22 protein-coding genes are annotated in these 26,307 nt (G+C 37.5%); 6 read left to right on the top strand and 16 right to left on the bottom strand.

Annotation, left to right across the window (positions count from 1 at the left end):
- Window positions 1-6 precede the first annotated feature (6 nt).
- From IGJ76_RS01095 to tgt, 7 genes are all read right to left on the bottom strand, one after another.
- Window positions 7-1,014 (bottom strand): sugar kinase, encoded by a 1,008-nt coding sequence (locus tag IGJ76_RS01095; protein WP_095803360.1) that lies wholly within the window; start codon window positions 1,012-1,014, stop codon window positions 7-9.
- A gap of 6 nt (window positions 1,015-1,020) precedes the next feature.
- The gene (locus IGJ76_RS01090; protein ID WP_067483320.1) at window positions 1,021-1,665 is read right to left on the bottom strand and encodes a bifunctional 4-hydroxy-2-oxoglutarate aldolase/2-dehydro-3-deoxy-phosphogluconate aldolase; all 645 of its coding nucleotides are present in this window, start codon (window positions 1,663-1,665) and stop codon (window positions 1,021-1,023) included.
- Window positions 1,666-1,763: 98 nt separating this feature from the next.
- Entirely contained in the window at window positions 1,764-2,525 is a 762-nt protein-coding gene (locus IGJ76_RS01085; RefSeq protein ID WP_067483322.1) for an IclR family transcriptional regulator, read from the bottom strand.
- A gap of 69 nt (window positions 2,526-2,594) precedes the next feature.
- A complete protein-coding gene (locus tag IGJ76_RS01080) occupies window positions 2,595-2,693 on the bottom strand; it encodes an L-rhamnose mutarotase (RefSeq protein WP_071868761.1) in 99 nt (32 codons plus the stop codon).
- A gap of 361 nt (window positions 2,694-3,054) precedes the next feature.
- Window positions 3,055-5,652 carry a bifunctional acetaldehyde-CoA/alcohol dehydrogenase gene (gene adhE / locus IGJ76_RS01075; RefSeq protein WP_067483323.1) on the bottom strand — a complete coding sequence of 866 codons (2,598 nt, stop codon included), beginning with the start codon at window positions 5,650-5,652 and terminating at the stop codon, window positions 3,055-3,057.
- Between the two features lie 313 nt (window positions 5,653-5,965).
- A complete protein-coding gene (yajC, locus tag IGJ76_RS01070; RefSeq protein WP_067483326.1) occupies window positions 5,966-6,343 on the bottom strand; it encodes a preprotein translocase subunit YajC in 378 nt (125 codons plus the stop codon).
- Between the two features lie 99 nt (window positions 6,344-6,442).
- On the bottom strand, window positions 6,443-7,588 hold the full coding sequence (gene tgt, locus IGJ76_RS01065) for a tRNA guanosine(34) transglycosylase Tgt (protein ID WP_067483328.1): 1,146 nt from the start codon (window positions 7,586-7,588) through the stop codon (window positions 6,443-6,445).
- A 211-nt stretch (window positions 7,589-7,799) separates the two neighbouring features.
- Here tgt and IGJ76_RS01060 point away from each other — a divergent pair, with 211 nt between their 5' ends.
- Complete coding sequence (locus IGJ76_RS01060; protein WP_067483330.1) at window positions 7,800-8,513, top strand: DUF975 family protein; 714 nt, start codon at window positions 7,800-7,802, stop codon at window positions 8,511-8,513.
- A 66-nt stretch (window positions 8,514-8,579) separates the two neighbouring features.
- Here the strand turns inward: IGJ76_RS01060 and IGJ76_RS01055 are convergent, their stop codons facing one another.
- The 3 genes from IGJ76_RS01055 to queA all read right to left on the bottom strand — a co-directional run bounded on the left by IGJ76_RS01055 (window position 8,580) and on the right by queA (window position 13,745).
- Window positions 8,580-11,222 carry a cation-translocating P-type ATPase gene (locus IGJ76_RS01055; RefSeq protein WP_071868717.1) on the bottom strand — a complete coding sequence of 881 codons (2,643 nt, stop codon included), beginning with the start codon at window positions 11,220-11,222 and terminating at the stop codon, window positions 8,580-8,582.
- Between the two features lie 698 nt (window positions 11,223-11,920).
- Window positions 11,921-12,304, bottom strand: a complete 384-nt coding sequence (locus IGJ76_RS01050; RefSeq protein ID WP_067483334.1) for a DUF7006 family protein — start codon at window positions 12,302-12,304, stop codon at window positions 11,921-11,923.
- Between the two features lie 409 nt (window positions 12,305-12,713).
- Entirely contained in the window at window positions 12,714-13,745 is a 1,032-nt protein-coding gene (gene queA, locus IGJ76_RS01045; RefSeq protein WP_095803357.1) for a tRNA preQ1(34) S-adenosylmethionine ribosyltransferase-isomerase QueA, read from the bottom strand.
- Window positions 13,746-13,957: 212 nt separating this feature from the next.
- Here queA and IGJ76_RS01040 point away from each other — a divergent pair, with 212 nt between their 5' ends.
- From IGJ76_RS01040 to IGJ76_RS01025, 4 genes are read left to right on the top strand one after another with little or no spacing between them, the layout of a single operon-like run.
- The gene (locus IGJ76_RS01040) at window positions 13,958-15,133 is read left to right on the top strand and encodes a betaine/proline/choline family ABC transporter ATP-binding protein (RefSeq protein WP_067483338.1); all 1,176 of its coding nucleotides are present in this window, start codon (window positions 13,958-13,960) and stop codon (window positions 15,131-15,133) included.
- 3 nt (window positions 15,134-15,136) lie between these two features.
- The gene (locus tag IGJ76_RS01035; RefSeq protein WP_067483340.1) at window positions 15,137-15,778 is read left to right on the top strand and encodes an ABC transporter permease; all 642 of its coding nucleotides are present in this window, start codon (window positions 15,137-15,139) and stop codon (window positions 15,776-15,778) included.
- Window positions 15,775-16,695 carry an osmoprotectant ABC transporter substrate-binding protein gene (locus IGJ76_RS01030; protein ID WP_067483342.1) on the top strand — a complete coding sequence of 307 codons (921 nt, stop codon included), beginning with the start codon at window positions 15,775-15,777 and terminating at the stop codon, window positions 16,693-16,695. The genes IGJ76_RS01035 and IGJ76_RS01030 overlap by 4 nt, the downstream gene beginning before the upstream one ends.
- A 4-nt stretch (window positions 16,696-16,699) precedes the next feature.
- The gene (locus IGJ76_RS01025; protein WP_067483344.1) at window positions 16,700-17,359 is read left to right on the top strand and encodes an ABC transporter permease; all 660 of its coding nucleotides are present in this window, start codon (window positions 16,700-16,702) and stop codon (window positions 17,357-17,359) included.
- 337 nt (window positions 17,360-17,696) lie between these two features.
- Here IGJ76_RS01025 and IGJ76_RS01020 read toward each other — a convergent pair whose 3' ends face one another.
- From IGJ76_RS01020 to IGJ76_RS01005, 4 genes are all read right to left on the bottom strand, one after another.
- Window positions 17,697-19,520 carry an amino acid permease gene (locus IGJ76_RS01020; protein WP_067483346.1) on the bottom strand — a complete coding sequence of 608 codons (1,824 nt, stop codon included), beginning with the start codon at window positions 19,518-19,520 and terminating at the stop codon, window positions 17,697-17,699.
- Window positions 19,521-19,731: 211 nt separating this feature from the next.
- A complete protein-coding gene (locus tag IGJ76_RS01015) occupies window positions 19,732-22,437 on the bottom strand; it encodes a YhgE/Pip family protein (RefSeq protein WP_430596679.1) in 2,706 nt (901 codons plus the stop codon).
- Window positions 22,438-22,744: 307 nt separating this feature from the next.
- On the bottom strand, window positions 22,745-23,059 hold the full coding sequence (locus IGJ76_RS01010; RefSeq protein WP_067483350.1) for a hypothetical protein: 315 nt from the start codon (window positions 23,057-23,059) through the stop codon (window positions 22,745-22,747).
- Window positions 23,060-23,089: 30 nt separating this feature from the next.
- Window positions 23,090-24,034: an NADP-dependent oxidoreductase gene (locus IGJ76_RS01005; protein ID WP_067483351.1), complete on the bottom strand. Its 945-nt coding sequence runs from the start codon at window positions 24,032-24,034 to the stop codon at window positions 23,090-23,092.
- 184 nt (window positions 24,035-24,218) lie between these two features.
- Between IGJ76_RS01005 and rpsN the strand changes: the two genes are divergently transcribed.
- Window positions 24,219-24,488: a 30S ribosomal protein S14 gene (rpsN, locus tag IGJ76_RS01000; RefSeq protein ID WP_067483353.1), complete on the top strand. Its 270-nt coding sequence runs from the start codon at window positions 24,219-24,221 to the stop codon at window positions 24,486-24,488.
- A 313-nt stretch (window positions 24,489-24,801) separates the two neighbouring features.
- Here rpsN and IGJ76_RS00995 read toward each other — a convergent pair whose 3' ends face one another.
- Together IGJ76_RS00995 and alr are read right to left on the bottom strand one after the other, a co-directional pair.
- Window positions 24,802-25,164, bottom strand: a complete 363-nt coding sequence (locus IGJ76_RS00995; RefSeq protein ID WP_067483355.1) for a type II toxin-antitoxin system PemK/MazF family toxin — start codon at window positions 25,162-25,164, stop codon at window positions 24,802-24,804.
- Window positions 25,165-25,174: 10 nt separating this feature from the next.
- Window positions 25,175-26,296 (bottom strand): alanine racemase, encoded by a 1,122-nt coding sequence (gene alr / locus IGJ76_RS00990; RefSeq protein ID WP_067483357.1) that lies wholly within the window; start codon window positions 26,294-26,296, stop codon window positions 25,175-25,177.
- Between the last annotated feature and the right edge of the window lie 11 nt (window positions 26,297-26,307).

Raw genomic sequence — 26,307 nt, 5'->3', positions numbered from 1 at the left:
CTCTCCCTATCGTATAATTTTTCCAGAGCCACAGGTTAAAAATTGTGTGACTTCTTCTTGACTGAATTGATTGCAATCACCATGAACCGTATGTTTTAACGCGGACGCAGCTGTCGCAAAGTTGATTATTTCCTGCGGCGGCATGTCCGTTAACATACCATGTAGTATTCCGCCAGCAAAAGCATCACCACCTCCAACACGATCAACGATCGGTTCGATTTCATGAACTTGTGATTCAAAATAAGTTTCATCCATCCATAAGGTTCCCACTAATTGATTTGCGCTAGCTGAATAAACTTTTCTTTTGGTTGAATAGAATGCTTTAATCATAGGAAATTTCTCTTGCATTTTTTGATAATAATAAATCAGGGATTCTGTTTCTTCTTCTGGTGCTTTATCTACTCCCAACAAGTAAAGCGCATCCATTTCTCCAGCTGAACAAATGTCTACTAAAGGTAACAGTTGCTTGATTACTCGGCTTGCTTCTGCTTGTGTCCATAGTTTCCCGCGATAATTGATGTCAAAACTAATCAAACAGCCTGATTCTTTCGCAGCTTCCATCAATTTTTTTGTCATCTGCTGCCATTCGCTAGACAAAGCAGGTGTGATTCCAGAAACATGAAAGATGTCAACGCCTTCAAATAAATTTTCTAATGACCATTCGATTTCCGTCATTGTCGCAAAGCTGGAACCTGCTCGATCATAAATTACCGAGGTCGCTCGTTCTCCAACCCCAGCCTCCATGTAATATGTCCCTAATCGCTTACCACCGCGTAACAAGTAATTAGTTGACACCCCATAACTTTGAAGATGTTTCTGAACTGCATCGCCTAATGCATGAGTCGGAACTTTACTAGCAAAAATAGTTTCATGTCCATAGTTTGCTAATGAAATAGCGACATTAGCTTCACCGCCACCATAATCAGCTCTGAACTGCTCACTTTTAATGATACGCGTTCCTTGAGTTGTAGATAATCGCAACATGATTTCTCCAAGAGTTACCACTTTTCCCATCATGAATTACCCCGCGATTTCTTTCATTTTCGCCGCGTACTGCTTAGCTACTTCTGTCACTTTCTCAAAATCACCTGTAGCAGCCGGCGCAAGTAAATTGCCACCCACACCAACAGTTACCACACCTGCATCAAACCAATCCTGCATATTTTCTAAGCTTACACCACCAGTTGGCATAATGTTGACTTGTGGCATAGGTGCTTTGAATGCGGAAACAATACTTGGACCAAATGCACTTCCAGGAAATAATTTCACGATATCAACCCCACTCTTCAGTGCTGTTTTGATTTCATCAATCGTCATACAACCTGGTAAATAAGGTACTTGGTACAAATTACATAGCTCTGCTGTTTCTTTATCAAAACATGGGCTCACAATATATTCTGCACCAGCTAAAATTGCTAAACGAGCAGTAACCGCATCTAACACTGTTCCAGCACCAATGACAATCTCTTCTCGTTCTTGATAAGTTGCTAAAAGTTCTTTGATTACTTGGTCAGCTTGTGGCACGGTAAACGTAAGTTCGATGCCCGTTAAGCCACCTTTGATAATTGCATGACAAGCATTCAGTGCTTCTTCACTCGTTTTTCCACGAACTACAGCAATCACACCAGCATTTTTCAATCGAGATAAAATTTCAATTTTTTTCATTTTCCCCACCTCTTATTTCCTATTTAGAAATTAAGTTTTATAATTTGGAAATCTATACTCGTATTATAAAGGAGAAAAGAAAAAATGCAAACGCTTTTTCATTTTTTTGTTAATGTTTCTTCTATTTTTTGTTTCGTTTGCTTTACTGCTGCAACAATTTGATTTTTAATTTCGCCTGTTAAACGATATTTAGGCATACTGATACTAAATGCACCAATGATTTCATTATTTTTGACAATAGCTGCACCGATACAAAAAATATCTTGTTCCATTTCTTCATCATCGTAAGCAATTTTGGACTGCTGTACTTTTTCAATCTCGCTTTTTAAACGCAGTGGATTAGTAATCGTGTATTCAGTAAATGGAACTAGCGGATGTTTCGTTAAGTATGTATCATATTGGTTCTCATCAAACTCAGCTAATACAGCTTTTCCCATAGCAGAACTATAGAGTGGTCTAGTCACACCGATTTTGGACGACATTCGGATCGTTTGGTTTTTCGCTTCTAGTTTATTGACATATAAAATTTCTTCATTATTTAAAATTCCTAGATGAATGGTTTCATCAATCGTGTCTTGGAGTTGTTCAAGATACGGACGCGTTGCTTCCACTAAATCTTGTTCCTCAATACTTTTGTTCGCATAACGGATAAATTTACTACCTAAACGATAATTTTTGTCCGAGTTTTTATTTGTATATCCTATTAAAGTTAATGTATCTAAAATTTTTAAAGCAGTTGAAGCAGTCATTCCCGTGCCTTTAGCAATTGCTTGTAATGAAGAATCTGGCGCTTCTGCTAAGTAATCTAAAATAGTTGATGCCTTAATCAAAACAGTTCCGTAAGGTTTTTTATTTTCCATATTGCACACTCCCGTTTCTTTATAGGAAAATTATAACGGAAAACTTTTGATTTTAATAGTACGACTGATTCAAACTTCAAATACAGGAGTTAGTTCTTGTGCCACAGGCGAATCCTCGTCATTGGTTTCCATAAAAGGAGCCATATACGTCCACCATTTTTGGTTAATCGGCGTTCGAGCAAAGTCTTCCTATAATTTTTCATCTGCGATTTCTAATTGAGAAAAAATATCTAAAATTGCTCTTATGTTTTAAATTTTTACATATCCTAATAATTTATAGCTAAGTGATCCTTGAAATGTTTCTCTCTTTTTTGTTAGACAAGGATTTTTTCAAAGTAATTCTAAAGGTACATATTGGAACACATATTTTTATCTTTACATAAAAAAATTGTCTGAATGAGAGAATCATCCAGACAAACTTATATGAATCAATATGATTTTAAATCCCCCACACAAATTTGAGCGGAAATTTGTGTGGGGGATTCATGTAGCGAACAGCTGCCAGCCGTACGCTAACTAGTGGTAATTATTAAGCTTTGTAAGCATCAATAATGATTTGTTTTAATTCACTAATTAATGGTTCTTTTGGATTAGCAGTTGTACATTGGTCTTCGTAAGCTAATTCAGCCATACGATCAACTGTTGTATCAAGTGTTTCTTGTGTCACACCTTGTGCTTTCAAGTTCATATCGATACCTACGTTTTGACCTAATTCATAAACAGCTTTTGCTAATGCATCTACTAATTCAGCAGTTGTTTCGCCTTTTAGACCTAAGAATTTAGCAATATCTGCATAATCTGTATCTGCACGGAAGTAGTCATATTTAGGGAACATTGCGTGTTTTTGTGGATCTTTCGCATTGTAACGAATAATGTGTGGTAACAAGATTGCATTTGTACGTCCATGAGGAATACCATATTCTCCACCAATTTTGTGGGCGATTGAATGACAAATTCCTAGGAACGCATTTGCAAACGCCATACCAGCCATCGTTGACGCATTATGCATTTTTTCACGTGATTCCATATCAGGTGTTTTTACTGATTTTTCTAAATAATCAAAGACTAACTTGATTGCTTGCAAACTTAAACCACGAGTGTAATCAGATGCCATGACAGATACATATGATTCAATTGCGTGAGTCAAGACATCCATACCAGTATCTGCAGTTACAGAGGCAGGAACTGACATAACAAATTGTGGATCAACAATTGCAACATCTGGTGTTAATGCATAGTCTGCTAATGGGTACTTAACATGTGTGTCGCTATCAGTGATAACTGCAAATGGCGTTACTTCTGAACCTGTTCCTGAAGTTGTTGGAATACATACAAATTGAGTTTTTTCAGGTTTTGCAATTTTGTACGTACGTTTACGAATATCCAAGAATTTTTGTTTTGCTCCAAAGAAAGAAGTATCTGGGTGTTCATAGAACATCCACATTCCTTTGGCAGCATCCATTGCAGATCCACCACCTAATGCGATTACTGTATCAGGTTTAAAATCAGCCATTAGTTTTGTTCCAGCGTAAACAGTATCTGTTGAAGGGTTTGGCTCAACATCAGAGAAAACTTCAATTTTTACGTCGTTTTTACGGCGAGCAAGTACTTCACGAACTGTATCACAGTAACCAAATTGGACCATTCCTGGGTCACAAACGATCATGACACGTTCAACATTTTCCATTTTTTCTAAGTAAAGTAATGAATTCTTTTCAAAGAAGATTTTTGGTGGTAATTTGAACCATTGCATGTTATTTCTCCGTTTCGCTACAGTTTTGACGTTGATTAAGTTGACAGCAGATACATTACGAGAAACAGAATTTTTACCATAAGAACCACAACCTAAAGTTAATGAAGGAATCATTTCATTGTAGATATTACCAATTCCGCCTTCAGCTGATGGTGTGTTAACTAGAATACGACAAGCTTTCATTCGTAAACCAAATTTCACGTGTAAATCTTCATTTTCTGAATGAATAACAGCTGTATGTCCTAGTCCACCAAGATTTAACATACCTTCACATAATTCAAATGCATGGTCTGTATTGTTTGCTTTAACCATTGCTAAAACTGGTGATAATTTTTCACGTGAAAGTGGGTAATCAGCACCTACACCTTCTAATTCAGCAATTAACATTTTTGTTCCTTCTGGTACTTTGATACCTGCTAATTTAGCAATTTCCATTGCTGAATGTCCAACGATTGCTGGGTTAACAGCATACTTACCTTCATTCATCACTGCATCTTCTAATTTTGCTAGTTCGCTTGGTTTTACGAAGTACACTTGATGCGCTTGGAATTCTGCTTTTACAGCTGCATAAATTTCTTTATCAACAATTACTGCTTGTTCAGACGCACAAATCATTCCGTTATCAAATGTTTTTGATACGATCAAATCGTTCACTGCACGTTTTACTTTTGCTGTTTTTTCAATGTATGCTGGCACGTTACCTGGTCCAACTCCTAAAGCTGGTTTCCCAGTTGAATAAGCAGATTTAACCATTCCTGCTCCACCTGTTGCTAAAACAATTGCAATTCCAGGATGGTTCATCAACATTGAAGTTGCATCAATTGATGGATGCTCGATCCATTGGATACAGTTTTCTGGTGCACCAGCTGCGATTGCCGCATCACGAACAACACGTGCTGCTTCTGCAGAAGATTTTTGTGCACTTGGATGGAAAGCAAACACGATTGGATTTCTTGTTTTCAATGCAATCATTGATTTGAAAATCGTTGTTGAAGTTGGGTTAGTCGTTGGTGTTACACCACAAACAACTCCGACTGGTTCAGCAATTTCGATTAATCCTTTTTGAACGTCCTCATTAATTACACCAACTGTTTTATCATGTTTAATGTTATTCCAAATATACTCTGAAGCATACATATTTTTAATTGCTTTATCTTCATAAATACCACGACCAGTTTCTTCAACTGCCATTTTTGCTAGAGGCATATGTTGATCTAAGGCAGCCATTGCCATTTCATGTACGATATGGTCCACTTTCGCTTGATCAAAGTCTTCCATTTCCTTTAGGGCTACATTTGCTTTTGTTGCAAGATCATCGATCATTGCTTGCACGTCGATCGTTTTTACTTGTTCTTTTTCCAATGTCTTAGCCATTGTCTTCCTCCTAGTGGGTATCACATTTGTTTGTTAATTATTTCACATATGTATCATACAATAATTTATTTTAGTTGTAAATAGTTTTTTGTGATTTTTTTCACAGTTTTAAAATCAAAGATAAACCTTGATGTTATAAAGTTATTTAGCTATAAGCATTTTTTGAACTATCTAAGAAAAAAATATTTTTTATTTATCAATCACGTTCACTATTGAACTTATTTTCTCGCTTTTGATTTTCAAATAAAAAAAGAGACACAACTAATTAATTAGTTGTGTCTCTTCAGATGAAAAATAATCATAGAATCTATGCTTATTTCTCGTCTTTGTTTTCTTCAGAAACTTCTTCTGTTACTTCTTCAGTGATTGTTTCTTCTTTTGTTTCAACTGGTTCTTCGATAGTTGTCACTGTAGCATCGTTTTCTACAGTCACTCCTGGTTTAACCGTTTTGATTGACGCACGGTCAAACTCTAAGAAGATACCTTCACAGTCTAAAACGACTGTGCGTTTGTCTTCATCGATTTCTGAAATTACGCCATGCAAGCCACCAATTGTAACAACTGCATCGCCTGGTTTCATACTATCTAACAAGTTTTGACGTTCTTGTTGTTGTTTCTTTTGTGTACGTGACATAAAGTACCACATTGCTAACAACGCAACGAACATCACAATCATTGGTAATGATCCCATTTTTTTCACCTCACTCAATCTATCTACAAAAAACACTTTAGCATAAAAAGTACTATCTACACTAGCTTTTTACCTAAATTTCACATAAAAGTCATGAATTTAGAAACTCTTAGCATTTTCTTTGTTAAATCCGTATTCTTCAAAGAAGGCTGCTCTGAATTCTAATAAGTTATCATCCATGATTGCTTGACGAACTTGTTTCATCAAATTCAATAGGAAATAAAGATTATGATAAGAAGTTAAACGAATACCGAATGTTTCATCACACTTGATTAAATGACGAATATAAGCACGAGTATAGTTTTTACATGTATAGCAATCACATTTTTCATCAATTGGACGAAAATCATGTGCATATTTTGCATTTTTAACAACTAAACGACCTTGCGAAGTCATACAAGTTCCATTACGTGCGATTCTTGTTGGCAATACACAGTCAAACATATCTACTCCACGAATTACTCCATCAATCAAGGAATCAGCTGCACCAACCCCCATTAAGTAGCGTGGTTTGTCTTCTGGAATTAATGGTGTCGTAAATTCTAAAACACGGTTCATGTCTGCTTTTGGTTCCCCAACAGATAATCCTCCGATTGAATAGCCTGGGAAATCCATGCTAACTAAATCTTTCGCACTTTGACGACGTAAATCTTCAAATCCTGCCCCTTGGATAATTCCAAATAGACCTTGTGTTGCTGGATTTGCGTGAGCTTTTAGTCCACGCTCTGCCCAGCGTGAAGTACGCTCTACAGATTTTTTCACGTAGTCATAGCTTTCATCGAATGGTGGACATTCATCAAAACTCATCATGATATCTGAACCCAATTTATTTTGGATATCAATTGCTTTTTCAGGTGATAAAAACATCCGAGAACCATTCAAATGATTTTTAAAATGGACCCCTTCTTCTTCAATGTTACGCATATCACTTAATGAAAATACTTGGAAACCACCAGAATCGGTTAAAATCGGTTGATCCCAATTCATAAATTTATGCAAACCACCAGCTTCAGCGACTAGATCTTCTCCAGGTCGCAACCACAGATGGTACGTGTTACTTAAAATGATTCCTGCACCCATCTCCTTTAATTCTTCAGGAGACATAGTTTTTACTGTCGCCAATGTTCCGACAGGCATGAACATGGGAGTTGGAAAAGTACCGTGTGGCGTAATAATTTCACCTAAGCGGGCACCCGTATGTTTTTCTTTTTTGATTAAACGATAGCGAATGGCAGGTTGTGACATTCAATTCCCTACTTTCTCTATAAAATAGCGTTGACAACTCACACAATCATAATCGTTTCGGCACTTTTTTGCAAGAGTTTATCTATTGTTTCTGTTCTATTTAATCCTCTTTTTTTAGAGACATTTCCGGAATAATCAATGCAAGATGAAAGGCAAAAAAGTGAATCTTTGTTATAATAATTTTAACTTATGGAAAAGGAGTGAAAAATAGATGAAATCTTCTGCTGAATTAAAATCACAAGCTAAGGCTAGTTTGAAAGGTCGTTGGGGGCAAGCGGTATTATTGAATTTGATTCCGTCGTTAATTGCTATTGCACTTATTCTTTTGATTCTTGTACCATTCATCTTGTTTATTGCAAGTATGTCAGATGTTTCAAGTATCCAGGAAACGATTGCTAATGATAATGGTGGATCTGGTGCTGGCGGTGGTAGTGGTGGCGGAGTTGTTTCCGGCATTATTAGCGCGTTGTTCATGAGTGGTATTTCTTGGACTTATCTTGATGTATTACGTGGACAAAAATCACAAATCGAACCATTTAAAGATGCATTTCGTGGATTTTCAGGTATCTTTATCGGTGGCGTAATCGGTTTAGCTATTTTAATTTGGTTATTCACCACATTATGGACATTGTTGCTTATTATCCCTGGGATTATCAAAAGTTATTCTTACTCTCAAAGCTACTTTATCTACTACGACACGATTCAAGAAACAGGTCAAAAACCTCGTGTGCTTGATACGATTACAGCAAGTCGTAAGCTAATGGATGGTTACAAAGGGAAATTGTTCTGGTTGGATTTGTCGTTTATCGGATGGCACATTCTTGCATTAATGACTGCAGGAATCGGCTATTTATGGTTGAATCCATATATTACAGCAACAAAAGCTGCTTTTTACAATGAATTGCCTAAAGATGTTGCTTACTAAACTAAACAACAGGTACACAAAAAAAGCTGCGGTTAATACCGCAGCTTTTTTGCTACACTTTTTTATTTATTCTTCTTCATCATCCACATCTGGCAGTTGATGGAACTTAATCAGCTCGCTCACTGCAATTGGTGTAACTGATAAAATGAAGACCAGCAACCAATGATTCAAACTAATATGAACAAGTCCAAAAAGTTCTTGAGTGAATGGGAACAGTGCCATTGCCGTAGTAATTACTACAGCTAAGACGGCCATTTCTAATAGCGATTTATTGGAGGATAGACTTACCTTAAATATTGATTGACTACTTCTCACATTAAAAACATGCAAAATTGAAGAATAGGCTAAGACTAGGAAAGCAACCGTTTGACCAACTTCTTGACTAGCATCAACCCAAGGGCTAATTGTGTCAACAAAACTTCCTAGATAGTAACCAAAAAGTGTTACAACGGTAAACACACTTGCGTTCACTGCAATTTTTTGCCACAATCCACGTGCAAAAATCCCCTCATTTCGCGGTATTGGCATTTGATCCATAATTCCTGCTTCCGCCGGTTCCCTTCCTAGTGCAAATCCTGGTAGCCCATCAGCTACTACGTTGACAAATAGTAATTGAACTGCCGTAAATGGCGCACCCCAACCTAGAAGCATCGCAATCAACACAATGAAAATTTCTGAGATATTACAGCTCAAAAGAAAATTAATCGCTTTTCGAATATTTTGATAAACAGAACGGCCTTGGCTAACTGCATCAACAATCGTTGCAAAATTATCATCCGTTAAAATCATATCTGAAGCACTTTGAGCTACATCCGTCCCAGTGATTCCCATGGCACAGCCAACGTCACTTGCTTTCAACGCAGGGGCATCATTTACTCCATCACCAGTCATCGCTACAACTGCGCCTGTTCGTTGCCATGATTTAACAATCCGAATCTTGTCTTCTGGCGTTACTCGTGCATAGACAGACAATTCTTTTACACGTTCATCTAGTTCTTCATCAGTCAACGCGTGCAATTTTGCGCCTGTTAAAGCTTCTGAAGAATGCTCCAAAATTCCAAGTTCTTTTGCAATCGCACTCGCTGTCACCACATGGTCACCAGTAATCATTACTGTTTTGATCCCAGCTTTTTTCGCGCGAGCAATTGCTCCTTTACTTTCTGGGCGAGGTGGATCAATCATGCCAATCAACCCGATTAAACGTAAATCTTTTTCTAACGCTTCTGAACTAATGTCTTGTGGCTCTTCGTCATAGACAGCAAAACCAACTGCAATCACGCGAAGCGCACGTTTTCCGAAACGGTCATTGACAACTGTGGCTTGTTCGATGTCTCCATAACGAAAGCGTGGAGCTAATACGTCAAAAGCACCTTTGGTAATGGAAATATATTTTTTTCCCATCTTATGTACCGTTGTCATCATTTTTCGCTCTGAGTCAAACGGCAATTCTCCAATTCGAGGATAATTTTCTTCCAACTCTGCTTTTGTATGATAGTTTTCTTCCACAGCACGCACAATTGCGGCTTCTGTTGGGTTCCCTTTGATAATCAATTCATCATTTTCTTTTTCAACACTTACATCTGTACATAAGGCTGCCATCTTCAAGACTTCCATTGCACTATCTGTCATAGCATCTTCTGTATCAGTAACTTCATCGCCGCGACTCCAAACTCGACGCACGCGCATTTTATTTTGGGTTAGCGTTCCCGTCTTATCAGAACAAATTACGTTAGCTGTTCCTAATGTTTCAACTGCAGGCAGTTGACGAATAATTGCATGTTTTTTTGCCATTTTCTGAACGCCAAATGCTAAAGTTAATGTCACGATAACTGTCAATGTTTCTGGAACTGCCGCAACTGCTAAAGATACAGAAGTCATAAACATTTCCAGTAGCGGTTCTCCTTGCAACTCACCGATAATAAAAACTAATGCAGCCGCTCCTAATGCAATAAAACTAATTCGTTTACCTAACTGATTCAAGCGAACTTGCAAAGGTGTTTTCTGCATCATATCGCCACTTAATAGTCCAGCGATTTTTCCCATTTCAGTTTGCATCCCAATTGCTGTAACAATTGCTTGACCACGACCGGCAGCTACACTGCACCCTTTAAACACCATATTAATCTGATCGCCTAAAGGTACCTCTTCTTTACTAACATAAGTAGCATCTTTCTCAACCGCTTCACTCTCACCAGTCAAAGCTGATTCTTCTACTCGGAGTTGTGAACTTTGAATCAACCGAGCATCTGCAGGAATGGTTGCACCTGATTCTAAAATCAAAATGTCCCCAACAACTAATTGTTCTGCATCAATTTGTTCTCGTTTGCCATCACGTAAAACCAGTGCCGTCTGCTTATTCATATCCTGCAACGACTCTAATGCTTTTTCTGCATTTCCTTCTTGAACAATTGTAAGTGCGGAGTTGATAACAACGATAGCGATAATCAACAGACCTTCAAATAAATCTCCGTGTTCTGTTGCAAAGGCCGTATAAAAAGAGATCACAGCAGCAACCAATAAAATAATCGTCGTAAAATCTGCTAAACTTCTAAAAAATTTTCTGGCTAATGATTCTTTCTTTGCCTCATCAAAACGGTTAAGTCCCTGCTCCTTGCCCCGCTTAGTTGCTTCTTGCGAAGACAATCCTTGTTCTAGGTTTGCATTTGTTTCTTCTTGGACTTCCCTCACCGTTTTTTTATATTCTTCCATCCTATTCCTCCTTCAATCTTCATTAAATAATAATCCTATATTAAATATAACATCATTTTTTTATTTTTTTCAACTTAATAAACTATTTCAGACAATTTATGAATTTTGTTCATAAAAAAGGCATAGAATCGCAAGCATCTCATTTGCAAACGCTAACATTTCGTGCTACTATATAGGTGTAAGGAAGGAGGATAACATCAAATAAGTTGAAGGATTTCTCGATGAAGTATTGTAAGCAAACAAAGTTGTTAGAAGTACAGGTTTCACCAAGTATACGTGTGAAGTACAAAGCGTCAAACTGATGAAAATAGTGAATGCGTATAAAGAGTTTGGATGATTCGTTTCCCAAAACCAGAAGTAACAAAGATACGTAAAATAAACAATGAACATCTGAAAATTGAATACTAGTAAAAGATGTGTCAATGAGTGTTGAAGATGTAACGAAAACAAGATTTTTTGTTTATCAAGAAGAAATTCAACAAGGTACTTTACATGTATCATGGAAAGTAACAAAAATTCTACTTATTTGATTCCTTCCGAAATACAGAGGCTGGACTTGTCGAGAGTCCAGCTTTTTTGTGTTGTCTACTTCCAATTATCCATGCGTTCTTTTCTCCTTACTAGTACTTCGAAAAATTTGATAGCTAAGAATATTTAGCAAAATAAACACTTCGATTCAGCCACTCTCTACAAAAAATTTAATCACGGCTACCCTCGTCTTCTGCCAAAACATAATTAAGTAACGTGTGAGGCACTGTTTCATTTAATCGGTAGCCCGCTGCTTCTTTATAAAACGTCCAGCTATCTGTTTTAGCTAATTCGAGAATCTCTGCCTCAGTAGTTTTTTCTGATTCCAATTCAAGTAAACTTTGAATGATTTGTATCCGAGCATCTAATATCAGTAGTTGTTTCAACTTGGAGAAAAAATTTTCTGAAGAGATTTGGTCAACCAGATAATAGGCTTCTTTTTTTATTTTATCGTATTCGCGATAAATGAGTGGATACTCGTATTCAGTCATCAATGAAAAATATTGGTCGTATTTATCAAAATAATGGTCGAGGCTTTTATTGGTCAAAAGCATTCCATCAGCTCCTGTCTTTTTATTTTATTTTTTATAATCGTACCTTTTTCATTTGTATTTTTATTTACCTTTTTTCTAAAAAAAAACTAAATTCATAAAATTTATTATCAAAAAATGGTGGTTGAACAAGCAATTTTTGATACTCTCTGCGCAAAAGAAACATTTATATTGAAAATGAAAAACAGACCATTTATTTGATCCAAAAAATACTGTCTTAACATTGATTGATTATTAGCCAAGGAAAATTACTCCAGCTAATTCAATTGCTCAGAGCTAGTTTGAAATTCAGAAAGTAAGCTTCACTTTGCTTATGTGATTCATTAAAAGTGGAAAATAGAAAAGAGAGTGAATGATCGATAAGGATCATTCACTCTCTTATTTTTATTCAAACATGTAATTGTCAACCCATTTATTTGACGAACATCGCATCTCCAAAACTAAAGAAGCGGTAACGTTCGTCAATCGCATGTTGGTATGCAGACAGAATTAATTCGCGACCCGCAAATGCACTTACTAACATCACTAAGGTTGATTTTGGCAAATGGAAATTTGTTGAAAATGCTTGGACGACTTTAAATTCATAACCTGGTGTAATAAAAATTTCTGTCCAACCACTGTCAGCTTTGATTTCACCATTGAACTTTGTCCCAATCGTTTCTAATGTCCGAATAGAAGTTGTCCCTACCGCTACGATTTTCCCGCCATTCTCGCGAACTTGGTTCAAACGTTTCGAAGCATCCTCTGTTAACCGATAAAATTCACTATGCATATGATGATCTTCAATCTTATCTACGCTAACTGGACGGAATGTTCCTAGGCCAACATGAAGTGTCAAGTAGATTAATTCAATTCCTTTGGCTTCGATTTCTTCCAATAATTCTTTTGTAAAATGTAATCCTGCTGTTGGGGCTGCCGCAGAACCATTTTCTTTCGCGTACACTGTTTGGTAACGATCTGGATCTTCTAGGCGTTCTTTGATATAAGGTGGCAAGGGCATTTCGCCCAGCGATTCTAAGATTTCAAGAAAAATTCCGTCATATTTAAACGTAATGATTCGTCCACCATGCTCTAGTTCTTCTTCCACCACAGCTTTTAGTCGACCATCACCAAATGAAATCGTTGTCCCTACTTTGGCACGTTTAGCTGGCTTGATCAACGTTTCCCATGTATCACCTTCTGTATTCGTTAAAAGCAATACTTCTAAATGAGCGCCAGTATCTGGTTTTTCTCCATATAAACGAGCGGGTAGCACGCGTGTGTCATTCATGACCAAGGCGTCCCCCGGGTTCAATTCATCAATAATATCATGAAAATGTTTATCTTCTAACTCCCCTGTTGTACGATTGACCACTAACAAACGTGACTGGTCACGATCTTTTAACGGTGTTTGTGCAATGAGTTCTTCTGGCAAATCAAAATCAAAATCCTCTGTTGTTAACATCTTATCCACTCTTTCTAGTCATTTATCTCAAGCTATTCTAACACTTTTTTAGAGACTTGGCGAACAGCTCAGTTCAAACTTTTTTAGCACACCCCAATCCATATTCCAGTAAAAAATCTCTTCTTTCAAACCTTTCGATTTGTATGTTAACGATTTTTCAGCCATACTAGTTATGTGAAGATTAAAAAAATGATAATTTGAGGTGAGAAAATTTGATTGAATTTCAACATGTATCAAAAATTTATAAAGGAAACAAAGTTGCTGTTGATGACGTGAATCTTTCGTTTGAACAAGGAGAATTTATCTGCTTTATCGGAACTAGTGGTAGTGGGAAAACAACGACGATGCGCATGATAAATCGAATGACTGACCCGTCTAAAGGAAAAATTTTGATTGATGGAAAAAACATCCTAGATATCAATCCGGTTGAACTACGCCGACAAATTGGCTATGTTATTCAAAATATTGGTTTGATGCCACACATGACCATTCGAGAAAATATTACACTTGTACAAAAGCTACTGAAAGTTAGTCAGGAAGAACGTAATAAAACTGCCGAGAAAATGATTGACCTTGTCGAATTACCTCGTGAGATGCTTGATCGCTATCCAAGCGAACTCTCTGGCGGACAACAACAAAGAATTGGTGTCGTTCGGGCATTAGCTGCTAATCAAGATATTATTTTGATGGATGAACCATTTGGCGCGCTAGATCCAATTACGCGTGACGCCTTGCAAGATCTAGTGAAAGACTTACAAGAACGTCTAGGGAAAACCATTGTCTTTGTTACCCACGATATGGACGAAGCATTAAAATTAGCAAGTCGTATCGCTATCATGAGTGAAGGAAAAGTGATCCAGTTTGATACACCAGAAAATATTTTACGTAACCCTGCCAATGAATTCGTAGAAGAACTTATCGGTGAAGATCGTTTGCTTCAAGCAAAACCGGACACGACACGCGTCAACGAAGTCATGTTGAACACTGCCATTACGATTACTCCAGAAAAATCATTGCAAGAAGCAATCAAACTCATGCGCGAAAAACGCGTGGATACCCTTTTAGTAACAGACAACTCAAATGTATTGAAGGGCTTCATTGATGTTGAAACACTTGACCGAAAACGTGGCAAAGTTTCGAGTGTTGGGGATATTTTAAATCCTAAAGTTTTCTACGTGAAAGAATCCGCTTATTTACGTGACACTTTACAACGGATTTTAAAACGTGGACTAAAATACGTGCCTGTCGTTGATGAACAAAACCGAGTAGTTGGTATTTTAACTCGTGCTTCACTAGTTGATATTGTTTATGATGTGATTTGGGGAGAAGATCAATCTATCACAGATGCGATTGAGTCAACGAAGCCTGTAGAAACAAAGGAGGTCTAGCTCATGCAGCAGTTTTTTAATCAGCATGGCGCCGAAATTTTAACAAAGAGTGCTGAACATCTTTATATTTCTTTTTTCGCTCTAGCACTTGGTATTTTGGTTGCAGTTCCGCTAGGGATTCTCTTAACTCGTTTTCAAAAAGCGGCAACGATTGTGATTGGTATTAGTAGCGCACTTCAAACGGTTCCCTCTTTGGCACTGTTAGCTCTGATGATACCCTTGCTAGGCGTTGGAAAAACACCCGCAATTATTGCTCTCTTTATTTATTCGCTATTGCCTATTTTACGAAACACCTATATTGGGATGAAAAATGTGGATTGGAACTATCGAGATGTTGCCAAAGGAATGGGCATGACCAATCTGCAGTCCATTCTTTCAGTGGAACTTCCAATCGCGATGCCAACGATTATGGCAGGGATTCGTTTAGCTGCAGTCTATGTGATTGCTTGGGCAACTTTAGCCTCTTACATTGGTGCAGGCGGTTTAGGTGATTTGATTTTTAGTGGACTAAATAATTATCAACCAGATCTGATTTTTGCTGGAACGATTCCGGTAACGATTTTAGCTCTGCTTGCTGATTTCTTACTTGGTTTATTAGAAACACATCTCACTCCGATTGCGCTTAGAAAGGAGAATGATGAATGAAACGACTTAAACAACTCATTTTGCTTTTTGGACTCTCACTCATTCTCGGTAGCTGTTCTTTGCCAGGCTTAGCAAGTAATACGGATGACCAAACGATTTCGATTACTGGTGGCATTACTTCAGAAGCACAAATTCTTGCAGGGATTGTCGCTGGAATGGTTGAACATTATACAGACAAAAACACAACGATCATCAACAATTTAGCAACAACAACGATTAATCACCAAGCTATGATTAATGGGGACGCTTCGATTTCTGCGGCACGCTATACAGGAACGGACTTAACAACTACCTTAGGGCTACCGCCTGAAAAAGATCCTAAAAAAGCATTTGCCATAGTGAAAGAAGAATTTGAAAAACGGTACAATCAAACATGGTTTCCTTCTTATGGATTTGAAAACACGTATGTCTTTCTCGTTCGCAAAGACACAGCTGAGAAATACAATCTAACGAAAGTCAGTGATTTGAAAAATGTAGCGGATGAACTCGTTGCAGGTGTCGATACTTCTTGGATCAACCGTAAAGGTGATGGCTATGATGGCTTCCAAGAAACATATGGCTTTTCGTTTGAATCTATCTTGCCAATGCAAATTGGTTTAGTTTATGACGCTGTTGAAGCAGGAAAAATGGACATCGTATTAGGTTATTCTACTGATGGACGAATTGCAAGTTATGATTTGGTGATGTTAGAGGATGATTTAAGCTTCTTCCCACCTTATGATGCTGCACCGGTCGTCGCAAACCAAGTGTTGAAAGACACGCCTCACCTAGAGGAAGCCTTACAAAAATTAGGTGGTACGATCACTACAGAGGAAATGCAAAAATTAAATTATGAGGCAGACAACAATTTGGTGGAACCTTCTGTTGTTGCCGAACGCTTTTTGAAAGAACATCATTATTTTGAGGAAGGGAAGTGATTGCATGGATAAAATGAATTTATTTCAACAATTCGTCTATTATTTTCAAGAAAACGGTGCCTATGTCTTTAGTCAATTTATCCGTCACTTCTTGATTTCAATTTACGGTGTCTTTTTCGCCGCTGTTGTAGCGATTCCGATTGGGATATTGATCTCTCGTAAACGCAAACTTGCCAATTGGGTCATTCGCTTAGCAAACATCATTCAAACTGTCCCCTCTTTAGCAATGCTTTCTATTTTGATGATTGGACTGGGGCTAGGTGTTAACGTAGTTATTGTTACGGTCTTCTTGTACTCCTTATTACCAATTATCAAAAACACTTATACTGGCATGATCCAAGTAGATAAAAATATTTTGGATGTCGGTAAAGGAATGGGTATGACTGCTCGTCAACGTTTAATCATGGTGGAACTACCTTTATCTGTTTCGGTCATTATGGCTGGGATTCGTAACGCTTTGGTTGTTGCGATCGGAATTACTGCGATTGGTGCATTCGTTGGTGCCGGCGGCCTTGGTGACATCATTATCCGCGGGACCAATGCAACAGACGGTGCTTCAATCATTCTTGCAGGTGCGTTACCAACAGCTTTAATGGCGATCATTACTGACTGGGTACTTGGTATCGTAGAACGACGCTTAGATCCTGCAGCAAAAAAAGCTTAGTGTACGAAGCTGAACAATAGAAAAAAGGCCCTGCGACAGTTTGTCACAGGTCCTTTTTTTCTATAAACAGTGTTCCCAAAACAACTCCTCAAAATAGCTCACATTCACTTCAAAATATGAAAAACTATTTTGAGTGTCTGCTCGCTATCTTGTCAGAGCTAAACGTTTTGCACCACAATCTTATTCACAGTGTTCCCAAAGCAACTCCTCAAAATAATTCATAACTGTCCAAAAATATGAGTAGCCATTTTTGACAGTTATGAATTATTTTTTCGAAACTGAGCACTTGGATCCACAATCTTTGTTTATTGATAAAGTAATCGCTATGCTCCATTACTTATTTTTTCAGATGATAACTATAGGTACTGATAACAATATTTTCTCGCCAAGAAAGTCGCAAACGTAAACGCAAACTTGTTTGGTTGTGCAAAATATTTTGCCAACGACGGTTTGGTACAAACTGTGGAATCAACACCGTTGTCGTATAGTTTTGTTTTGCTGCATTTTTGCTCACTAGATCCACATAGCGAATAATTGGGTTTTCAATTGAACGATACGAAGAATGAACAACCGAAAAACGAACATCAGGAAAATGTTTTTTGAATTCGGCTTCGATTTCTTTTTCCTTCGCCACATCTTCATCTAAGGATACGTGCATTGCTACTACATAGTCCCCAATCGAACGTGCATAATTCAACGCTCCAATGTTTACACGAGTAACATTTCCCACTAAAACTAACACCGTATTTCCATCAAAATCATGTAACTTAGCATCTTCTTCTAAGCGAAGTTGTTCTGCCACATTTTTGTAGTGTCCATGAATTTTGTAAAAAACAAACAGAACAATAGGCATAATGATAAAGAATGGCCAGATATCACCTAAACGATAGATGAACAAAATAATAATAATCGAGTAAGAAATAAATGCTCCAACAATGTTTGCAATTGATTTTTGCAACCACTTCTTACCTTCTTTTCGCCACTTGATAACCATCCCTGTTTGAGAAAGAGCAAATGGGATAAATACACCAATCGAATAAAGTGGAATCAATCGTTCCGTTGATCCTTGGAAGATAAACAATAAGATGATTGAACCAAAGGCTAAAGTCATGATCCCATTTGAATAACCTAAACGGTCACCACGATCCTGATACATATGTGGCATGAATTTATCTTTTGCTAAATTAAACGCTAAAACTGGAAACGCAGAGAAACCAGTATTTGCGGCTACTGCTAAAATCAAAGCAGTTGCAAATTGTAAAACGTAATACAACACACCATGTCCAAAGACAGCTTTACCGATTTGAGACAAGACCGTCACTTCTGTTTCAGGTACGATGCCATACCAGTAGTTAATGAATGTAATTCCCACAAAGAAAAATCCTAAAATGACAGCCATCATTGTTAACGTACCCGCAGCGTTTTTCGCCCGTGGTTTTTTAAAGAACGGTACCGCATTACTGATTGCCTCAACCCCAGTCAGTGAAGAGGAGCCAGATGAAAAGGCACGTAAAATCAATGCAATCGAAACACCTGGAACGGCCGCGCCTGGCAAGGCAGTCGCATTTAACGGTACTGCACCAGTCACAATGTTGAACAGACCAACGACAATCAGCAAGGTAATGACAATAATAAATGTATAAACAGGAACTAATAAGAAAGAGGCCGATTCACGTAACCCTCTTAAATTCAGCATCATCAATAACAAGACAATTGCGACGGAAATACCTACCTGATGACCATACAAAGCTGGGATCGCCGACGTTATCGCCTCTGCCCCAGCAGAAACAGATACCGCAACAGTCAGCATATAATCGATCAACAATGATCCCCCAGAAATCAGACCAGCGTTTTTCCCTAAGTTTTCACTACTTACCACATAAGCACCACCGCCATGAGGATAAGCATGAATAATTTGTCGATAAGATAAAGTTAATGAAATAAGTAAAATAATAACAAATGCTGCAATAGGTAATGAATACCAAATTGCTGCGGTAGACAAAGCAACCAACACAACAACGATTTGTTCTGTCCCATATGCAATCGAAGATAGTGCATCAGAAGACAATAATGCTAGCGCAGCAAATCGACTCAATTTATGGTCGTCATTTTCAGCAGACTTTAACGGTTTACCGACTAACAACCTTTTTAAGTAATCCAACTCTTAAACTCCTTTACACTTTTTTTCATGTTAAATATTGTTTTCGAAAATTTACAGTAAACAAGATGATATAGTACGCTCATCAAATATAAAAGTCAACATTCTACTAAAAAAATCTTTCAAAAAACGAAAAGATTTTTAATTATAGAAAAACTGGAATCTCCATTCACTCAAGAGATTCCAGTTCAATTTTTGATTCATCGCAACGTACTCAGTGGAAAATATGACTTTCGTGTGAGTATTCCTGCAATTTTTTCATTTTAGATTCAATAAATGGATAAACAGCCGTTCCGACAATCCCAAAGACGATGAACAAACCAATCATAATCCAAATCGCATTCGTTGCCGTTGGCCAGTAAATACCACCAGCTGATTCACGCAATAAATTCACCGCGTGAGTGAACGGTAAGAATGGATTGATCATTTGGAAGAATTTTCCAGAAACTTGAATTGGATAATTCCCACCACCACCTGAAATTGACAGCACGAGGATGATAATCGCCAGCCCTTTCCCTACGTTGCCGAATAAGGACGCTAGCACATAAACAATCATCATGAAGGATAAGGACACTAATAACGCAAATAACACGCTATACACTGGATTATGAACGTCTACGCCCAATAGGAAGATATTTCCAAGAGCAACGATCAATCCTTGTGCCAAACCAATCGTTAAGAATGTCAACATTCGAGCAACATATTGTTCTCGCTTCGTGAATTTTGTTTTATCTTTTTTCTCAAGATAATAGTCAGTAGTTGCTACACTTGAAAGTAAGACTGCACCAACCCAAATACATAATGCCGTGTAGAATGGTGTACTTGCTGAACCATTATTGGCAATTGGATACAGTTGATTTGTTTTCAATTCAACTGGGTTTGTAAAGAAATCACTTTCTTTTGTCGCATCTAATTTCAATAATTTAATTACTTCACCAAGATCGACTTCTTCTTCCCCTTTACGGATAGCATCAGCAGCTTTTTCAATTCCTGCCTTGATACTTGGCCAATCATTTGTAATCAAGTCTGCGGCAGCATTAACAGCTGTCTCAACTTCTGGCATCTTTTCATTGACCGTTGTCAACGTGCCCGTTAATTCACCTTTTAAAGTTGGCCAATCATTCTTAATAAAATCAGCAGCTGTGTTTAATTTTTGCGCAACGACTGGCAAATCATTATTATACAAGTCAGCGCCTTTATTGATGCCGTCAACGATCGTATTCATGTTTCCATTCAGCATGGTGTTCGCATCATGGACTTCTTGACCAATTGCGGGCATTTCTTTTTGATATTTTTCTAGGATACCAACTGCATTTGAAACAGTTGTCTTTGTCGAACTTAATAACGAATCAAAGTCGATTTGGTCTGCTTTGTCTAAGACACCATTTGCTGTTTGAATCGTGTGAATCAACTGATCTAAGATTGATTCAACAGTTGAGCCAACTGCATTAACATCAATATTACCTGTCAATTCTTTGATATTTGAAGCAATTGTTTTGACGCCTTCAAGCAAACTTTTCACTTGATTTAAGTTCCCATTTTGAACAGCCGTATTTAATTCATTCACACGTGTGTTCAAATTACCAAGTGCTGTTTTGATATTTTTCAATCCAGCAATAACGTCGTCTAGTTTATTGTTTCCAGCACTTGTTTGTAAGTCTGTCATAAATTGGACAACTTGATCAATGGCTTCTTGTTGACGACCCAAACTAGCAGAAAAATCAGTTAAGATTTGACCGATATTCGCTTTTTCTTCAGTCGTCAGTTCACCATCTGCAATCGCTCCTTCGATTGTTTCAATAATCGAATTTGTCGTAGTGGCAACTTCGCCAATTGATTTTAAAGTCACTTGCACGCTGGTCACAATACTTGGAACAGCCTCTTTTAATTGTGTCGCACCATTTTCAGTTGTCGACGCAAGATTACTTGCCTGTGATTCCAATCTTTTGATATCTGGCAAAGCATCTTGCACTTGACCAATAATCACTAATCCTTGTTTTGCTTCATCAATTCCTTGATTCATTGTATCTTGGATTGAAGCAAAATCTTCATCAATCATCGCTAATTGTTTCCCAGCGTTTTGGATTTCAGGAATTTTTTCTTGTAGATCCAAAATAATCTTCGCTTGTTCTTGAAGTTCAGGCATCTTGTCATTCAATGCAATGACTTTTCCACCCATTTCGTCTACTTTTGGTAGATAGTCAACAAATTCATTTGCTTTGTTGAGCTTTTCTTTGATGCCAGGAAGTTGGCTTTGAAGTTCTAGCACTTTTTTGGTATACCCTTCAATGTCATCCAGGTTTTCATCAGTAGAAAGAATCATATCTTTTACTTTATTGATGCTCACTAAGTTGGAATCAATATCGTAACCAATTTCGTTAAAAACTTTTAGCAAGGTTGAACTTGCTGTGTTAATAAATTCCTCTGTGATTTGTGACTGAATCGAACTTGCACCTTTATCAGTGATTTTCGGCGCAATCGCGTTAATTTTTTCATTAACGGTGTATTCGATTTTTGGTTTCTTAATGTCCCCACTGGTAAAACTTAATAAGTCTTCAGAAAAATCAGTTGGCAGATAAATACCTGCATAATATTTTCCTGAACGAACACCAGATTCTAATTCAGCTTTTGAGTCAACAAATTGCCAACCCAGCTGGTCATTTTTGTGTAGTGACTTTATTACTTCTTTCCCAATAGCTACTTCTTTTCCTTGAAATTCAACTGGCTTATCCGCACTGTATACGGCGATTGGTAACTCTCCAGTATTTCCATATGGATCCCACAAAGCTTTGATATTAAACCATGCGTACAGTGAAGGGATAATCATGATAGCGATAATCAGAAGTGTCGCAATCGGGTTTTTAAAGATTCGTTTCCAATCAAGTAAGTAAAGTTTAAATGTATTTTTGATTGATCCCATAATTTTCCCCTTCTTTTTTTCTAGCTGAACTACTTTACCATGCAATTCTCTATGATTTCAATGAACATTAATCAAAAAAAGCGAGAATTTTGACATATAAGGACAACTGTCGAACTGTAATCTCTTACAATTTAAAAAACTATTAAATTTTATTTCCTTCACTTTATCATGAAATAACGTGGAATGATAATTTTATGATAAAAATTTAGCCCTAATCCATGAAATCTCTTTCGCAAACATAAAAAAGTGAGGACAAAACTTTTTTCTTGTTTTGTCCTCGCCAAAAAGTTTCTGACAGAATTAAAAATTATTTACCTATTTTTTCTTCAAGATAGGTTTGCATCAATTGTTCAAATATTTCATTTAACTGTTGTTGATTACTTTCATCTCTTACGAAAGATTGGACAGAAGAACCACCATTATCAAAACATTTGATTGGAACTGGTTCATTTGCTATTTCTTGAACAGTGATTTGCGGGTGATACATGAAATCACCACAGGGACCTGGTTGTAAAAAAGCAAATTCATAGTATTCTCCTTGTTTACGTAAACGATAATAACCATTCGTTAGCCATTCTTTTTCAGTTAACTGTTGTTTGATTGCTTGCCAATTTTTATTCATCCTCTCACCTCATGCGAAAGTATAGCATAACTAAGCGAGTGTCAATACAATTTTTCCAGCAGGAGGATGGCCTTCCACTAACTGATGTGCATGGATGACATTCTCTAATGTTGCTGGCAACAGTTGACTAATAGGTACAGTGAATGTTCCTTTTTCATATGCTCGTAATAAATAAGAAAATGCTTCTTGATCTTGATATTCCTTTCTTGGAACAAATGATTCATAAAAACCACTTTTTTTCTCTCGTAGATCCAAATCTGGTAGTTGCGTCAATGCAACATAACGCCCCCCTGGTTTCATAATCTCGATACCCGAAGTCCCGCGTTTGCTACCTTTTGTTGCATCAATTACAATATCTGCTTGATTCGCAAAACGTTCGCCGGCATCTTCTTGATCGTAAGCAGCGAATTCCGCTACTCCAAGCTCACGTACTTTTTCTTCATTTTTTTTGGAAGCACTGGCTAACACTTTGATCCCTTTAGCATGCAATAACTGGACAAGGCTTGAACCAACACCGCCAGAAGCTCCTTCAATCATCACAACATCCGTTGGTTGTACATCAAGTAAATGTGTCAATAAATTATACGCAGTCAATCCTGTTGTTACCATACCCGCTGCTTGCGCCCAATCCATTTTCTCAGGAATCTTTGCTACTTTTTTCGCGGGAACAACAATTTCTTCGCCATAGGTCCCTCCAACTGCGTGGACAACTACTCGATCACCAACAACAAAATCAGTCACGTCTGAAGCAATTTCGGTTACAATTCCGGCACCATCATTTCCCAAAACATAAGGAAATTTTAACGGACGAACCTCTTTCATATTTCCAAGTCGAAGAGATACATCATATGGGTTGATACTAAATGCCTTTAACGCTACTCGAAGGCGTCCATCCTTTACTTCACGTGGACTCGCATCGATTTCTTCAAATACATCCTGTGCTAAACCATACTCTTTTATCGCAAATCTTTTCATACTTGTCACACTCCTCTTTATTAGTTTACGTGGAAGTGCTATTTTTTACAAAAAAAGTGTATGAGTAAAAATAGTTGTCTTTTTTAATCAGACGTGCTAAATTATGAACGGACATCTCATAATCGTAACAATTACGATTTATATCAAAATAAAAAATAAATTTTAAACAATTGGAGGAAACACAATGGCAAAAAAATCAAAAATTGCAAAAGCAAAGAAACAGCAAGCAACGATTGAACGTTATGCGGCAGTACGACAAGAATTAAAAGCGAACCATGATTATGAAGGCTTGCGTAAGCTCCCTTTAGATGCGCGCCCAGAACGTTTGAAAAATCGCGACTTAATTGATGGTCGTCCACGCGGATACATGCGTAAATTCGGAATGTCTCGCGTGAAATTCCGTGAATTAGCTCATAAGGGATTGATTCCCGGCGTTAAAAAAGCTAGCTGGTAATTACAAAGTTCTGTTTTGAATAAGTTGAAGAATTTCCTTTCACGGAAAAAATGCGGTTCAAAAGTTTTGCGCTTCAAAACTTGCGGGTGACTACTTTTGTCCCAATCTCTTTTTCGTATACTTTGCAAGCAAGACTGACTGAAGAACTAATTAAAAAGGTGAGGGCAAACGAGATTTCGTTTGCCCTCACCTTTTTTTGCCTTCATATCACAATTGTTTGCGAACACTGCTTATTCTATGTAAATATAATTTATCAAGTTAGTCAGAGCTGCTACATATCGACTAAATTTCATTCAGGCAAGTCACATCATCGTTACTTTGATACTGGAGCGATTGCCTCCACACCAACACTGATTTTTAATGCGCGATCGACATCTTGCATAATTTCACGATCTAAGTGACACACTTTTTCTTTCAATCTTGATTTATCAATGGTCCGAATTTGTTCTAATAAAATGACGGAGTCTCGGTCTATTCCTGTTCCCGTTGCTTTGATCCCTATATGCGTGGGTAATTTAGGTTTCGCCATTTTTGCAGTAATTGCTGCCACGATTACCGTTGGACTAAAATGGTTTCCTAAATTATTTTGAATAATCAGCACAGGGCGTGTTCCGCCTTGCTCTGATCCCACAACTGGAGAAAGATCAGCAAAGTAAATATCTCCTCTTTTTACCATAGGATCCTCCTTATTTTTGATATTCTCTTGGTATCCGTGTTCCTAGTATACAAGCTACTTCATAATGAATCGTTTCTAATTGATCGGCTACATCTTGCATCGCAATCACCTGATCCTGGTTTTTCCCAATCAGAGTCACAGTTGTTCCTACAGGTAATTCATAAGGTAAGCGAACCATCAATTGATCCATACAAACTCGCCCCACTATTTCACAAAATTTTCCATCAACTAATAAAGAAAATCCTTGCATCTTTCTCAACCAGCCATCTGCGTAACCAATTGGTACGGTTCCAATCCATTCTGGTTTTGATGTGATGTATGTTTCACCATAGCCAATTCCTTCATTAGCAGCTAATTCTTTCACTTGAATCAATTCAGAAACAAGTTCGAGTGCTGGTTGTAATGGATAAATTTCTGGTAACGCATGACCAGATGGATTCAATCCATACATCGCAATTCCGTAACGAATCATATTCCCAATTGATTCGTCGTGCCACAAAGCTGTTGCACTGTTACTAACATGCACATAGCGAGGTAACTCTGGTAATTCTTCAAGAACAGCTAAAAAACGATTTTTTTGTAAATTCCAATACGTATCATCTTCTTGGTCAGCAGTAGAAAAATGTGTAAATAACCCTTCCCATTCAAAATACGATATTGCTTGAACAAATTCAACTGCTTCACTGACTTCTTTTGGTGTTAAAAAACCAATTCGTCCCATTCCCGTATCTGCTTTTAAATGAATTTTCAACTGGCCTTCAATTGCATGTTCTGAAAAATATTCTTTGGCGTCATCTAACCATTCTTTGGTCCCCACCGTTACTGCCAAATCATTGGCAATTGCCAATTCGATTGCGGTAAAAGGAATCATATTTAAGACTAAAATTGGCTGAGTGAAACCTGCTTCTCTTAATTCTAGGCCTTCATCTAAGTTAGCTACACAAAAGCCTGTAGCACCTCCCGCAATCGCTGCATGTGCCGTTTCAATCGCACCATGTCCATAACCATTTGCTTTCACAACTGCAAATAATTCTTTTCCTTTTGGAAGTCTTGCTAATTCATTTGCCACATTCTCTGTAATAGCTTGTGTATGTATAATTGCTTTTGTCGGACGATTCCAAGCGACAACCATTTTCTTTCCTT

The sequence above is a fragment of the Enterococcus sp. DIV0175 genome, assembly GCF_050529075.1.
Lineage (GTDB): Bacteria > Bacillota > Bacilli > Lactobacillales > Enterococcaceae > Enterococcus_B > Enterococcus_B thailandicus.
This window is presented reverse-complemented; position numbering and strand designations above follow the sequence as displayed.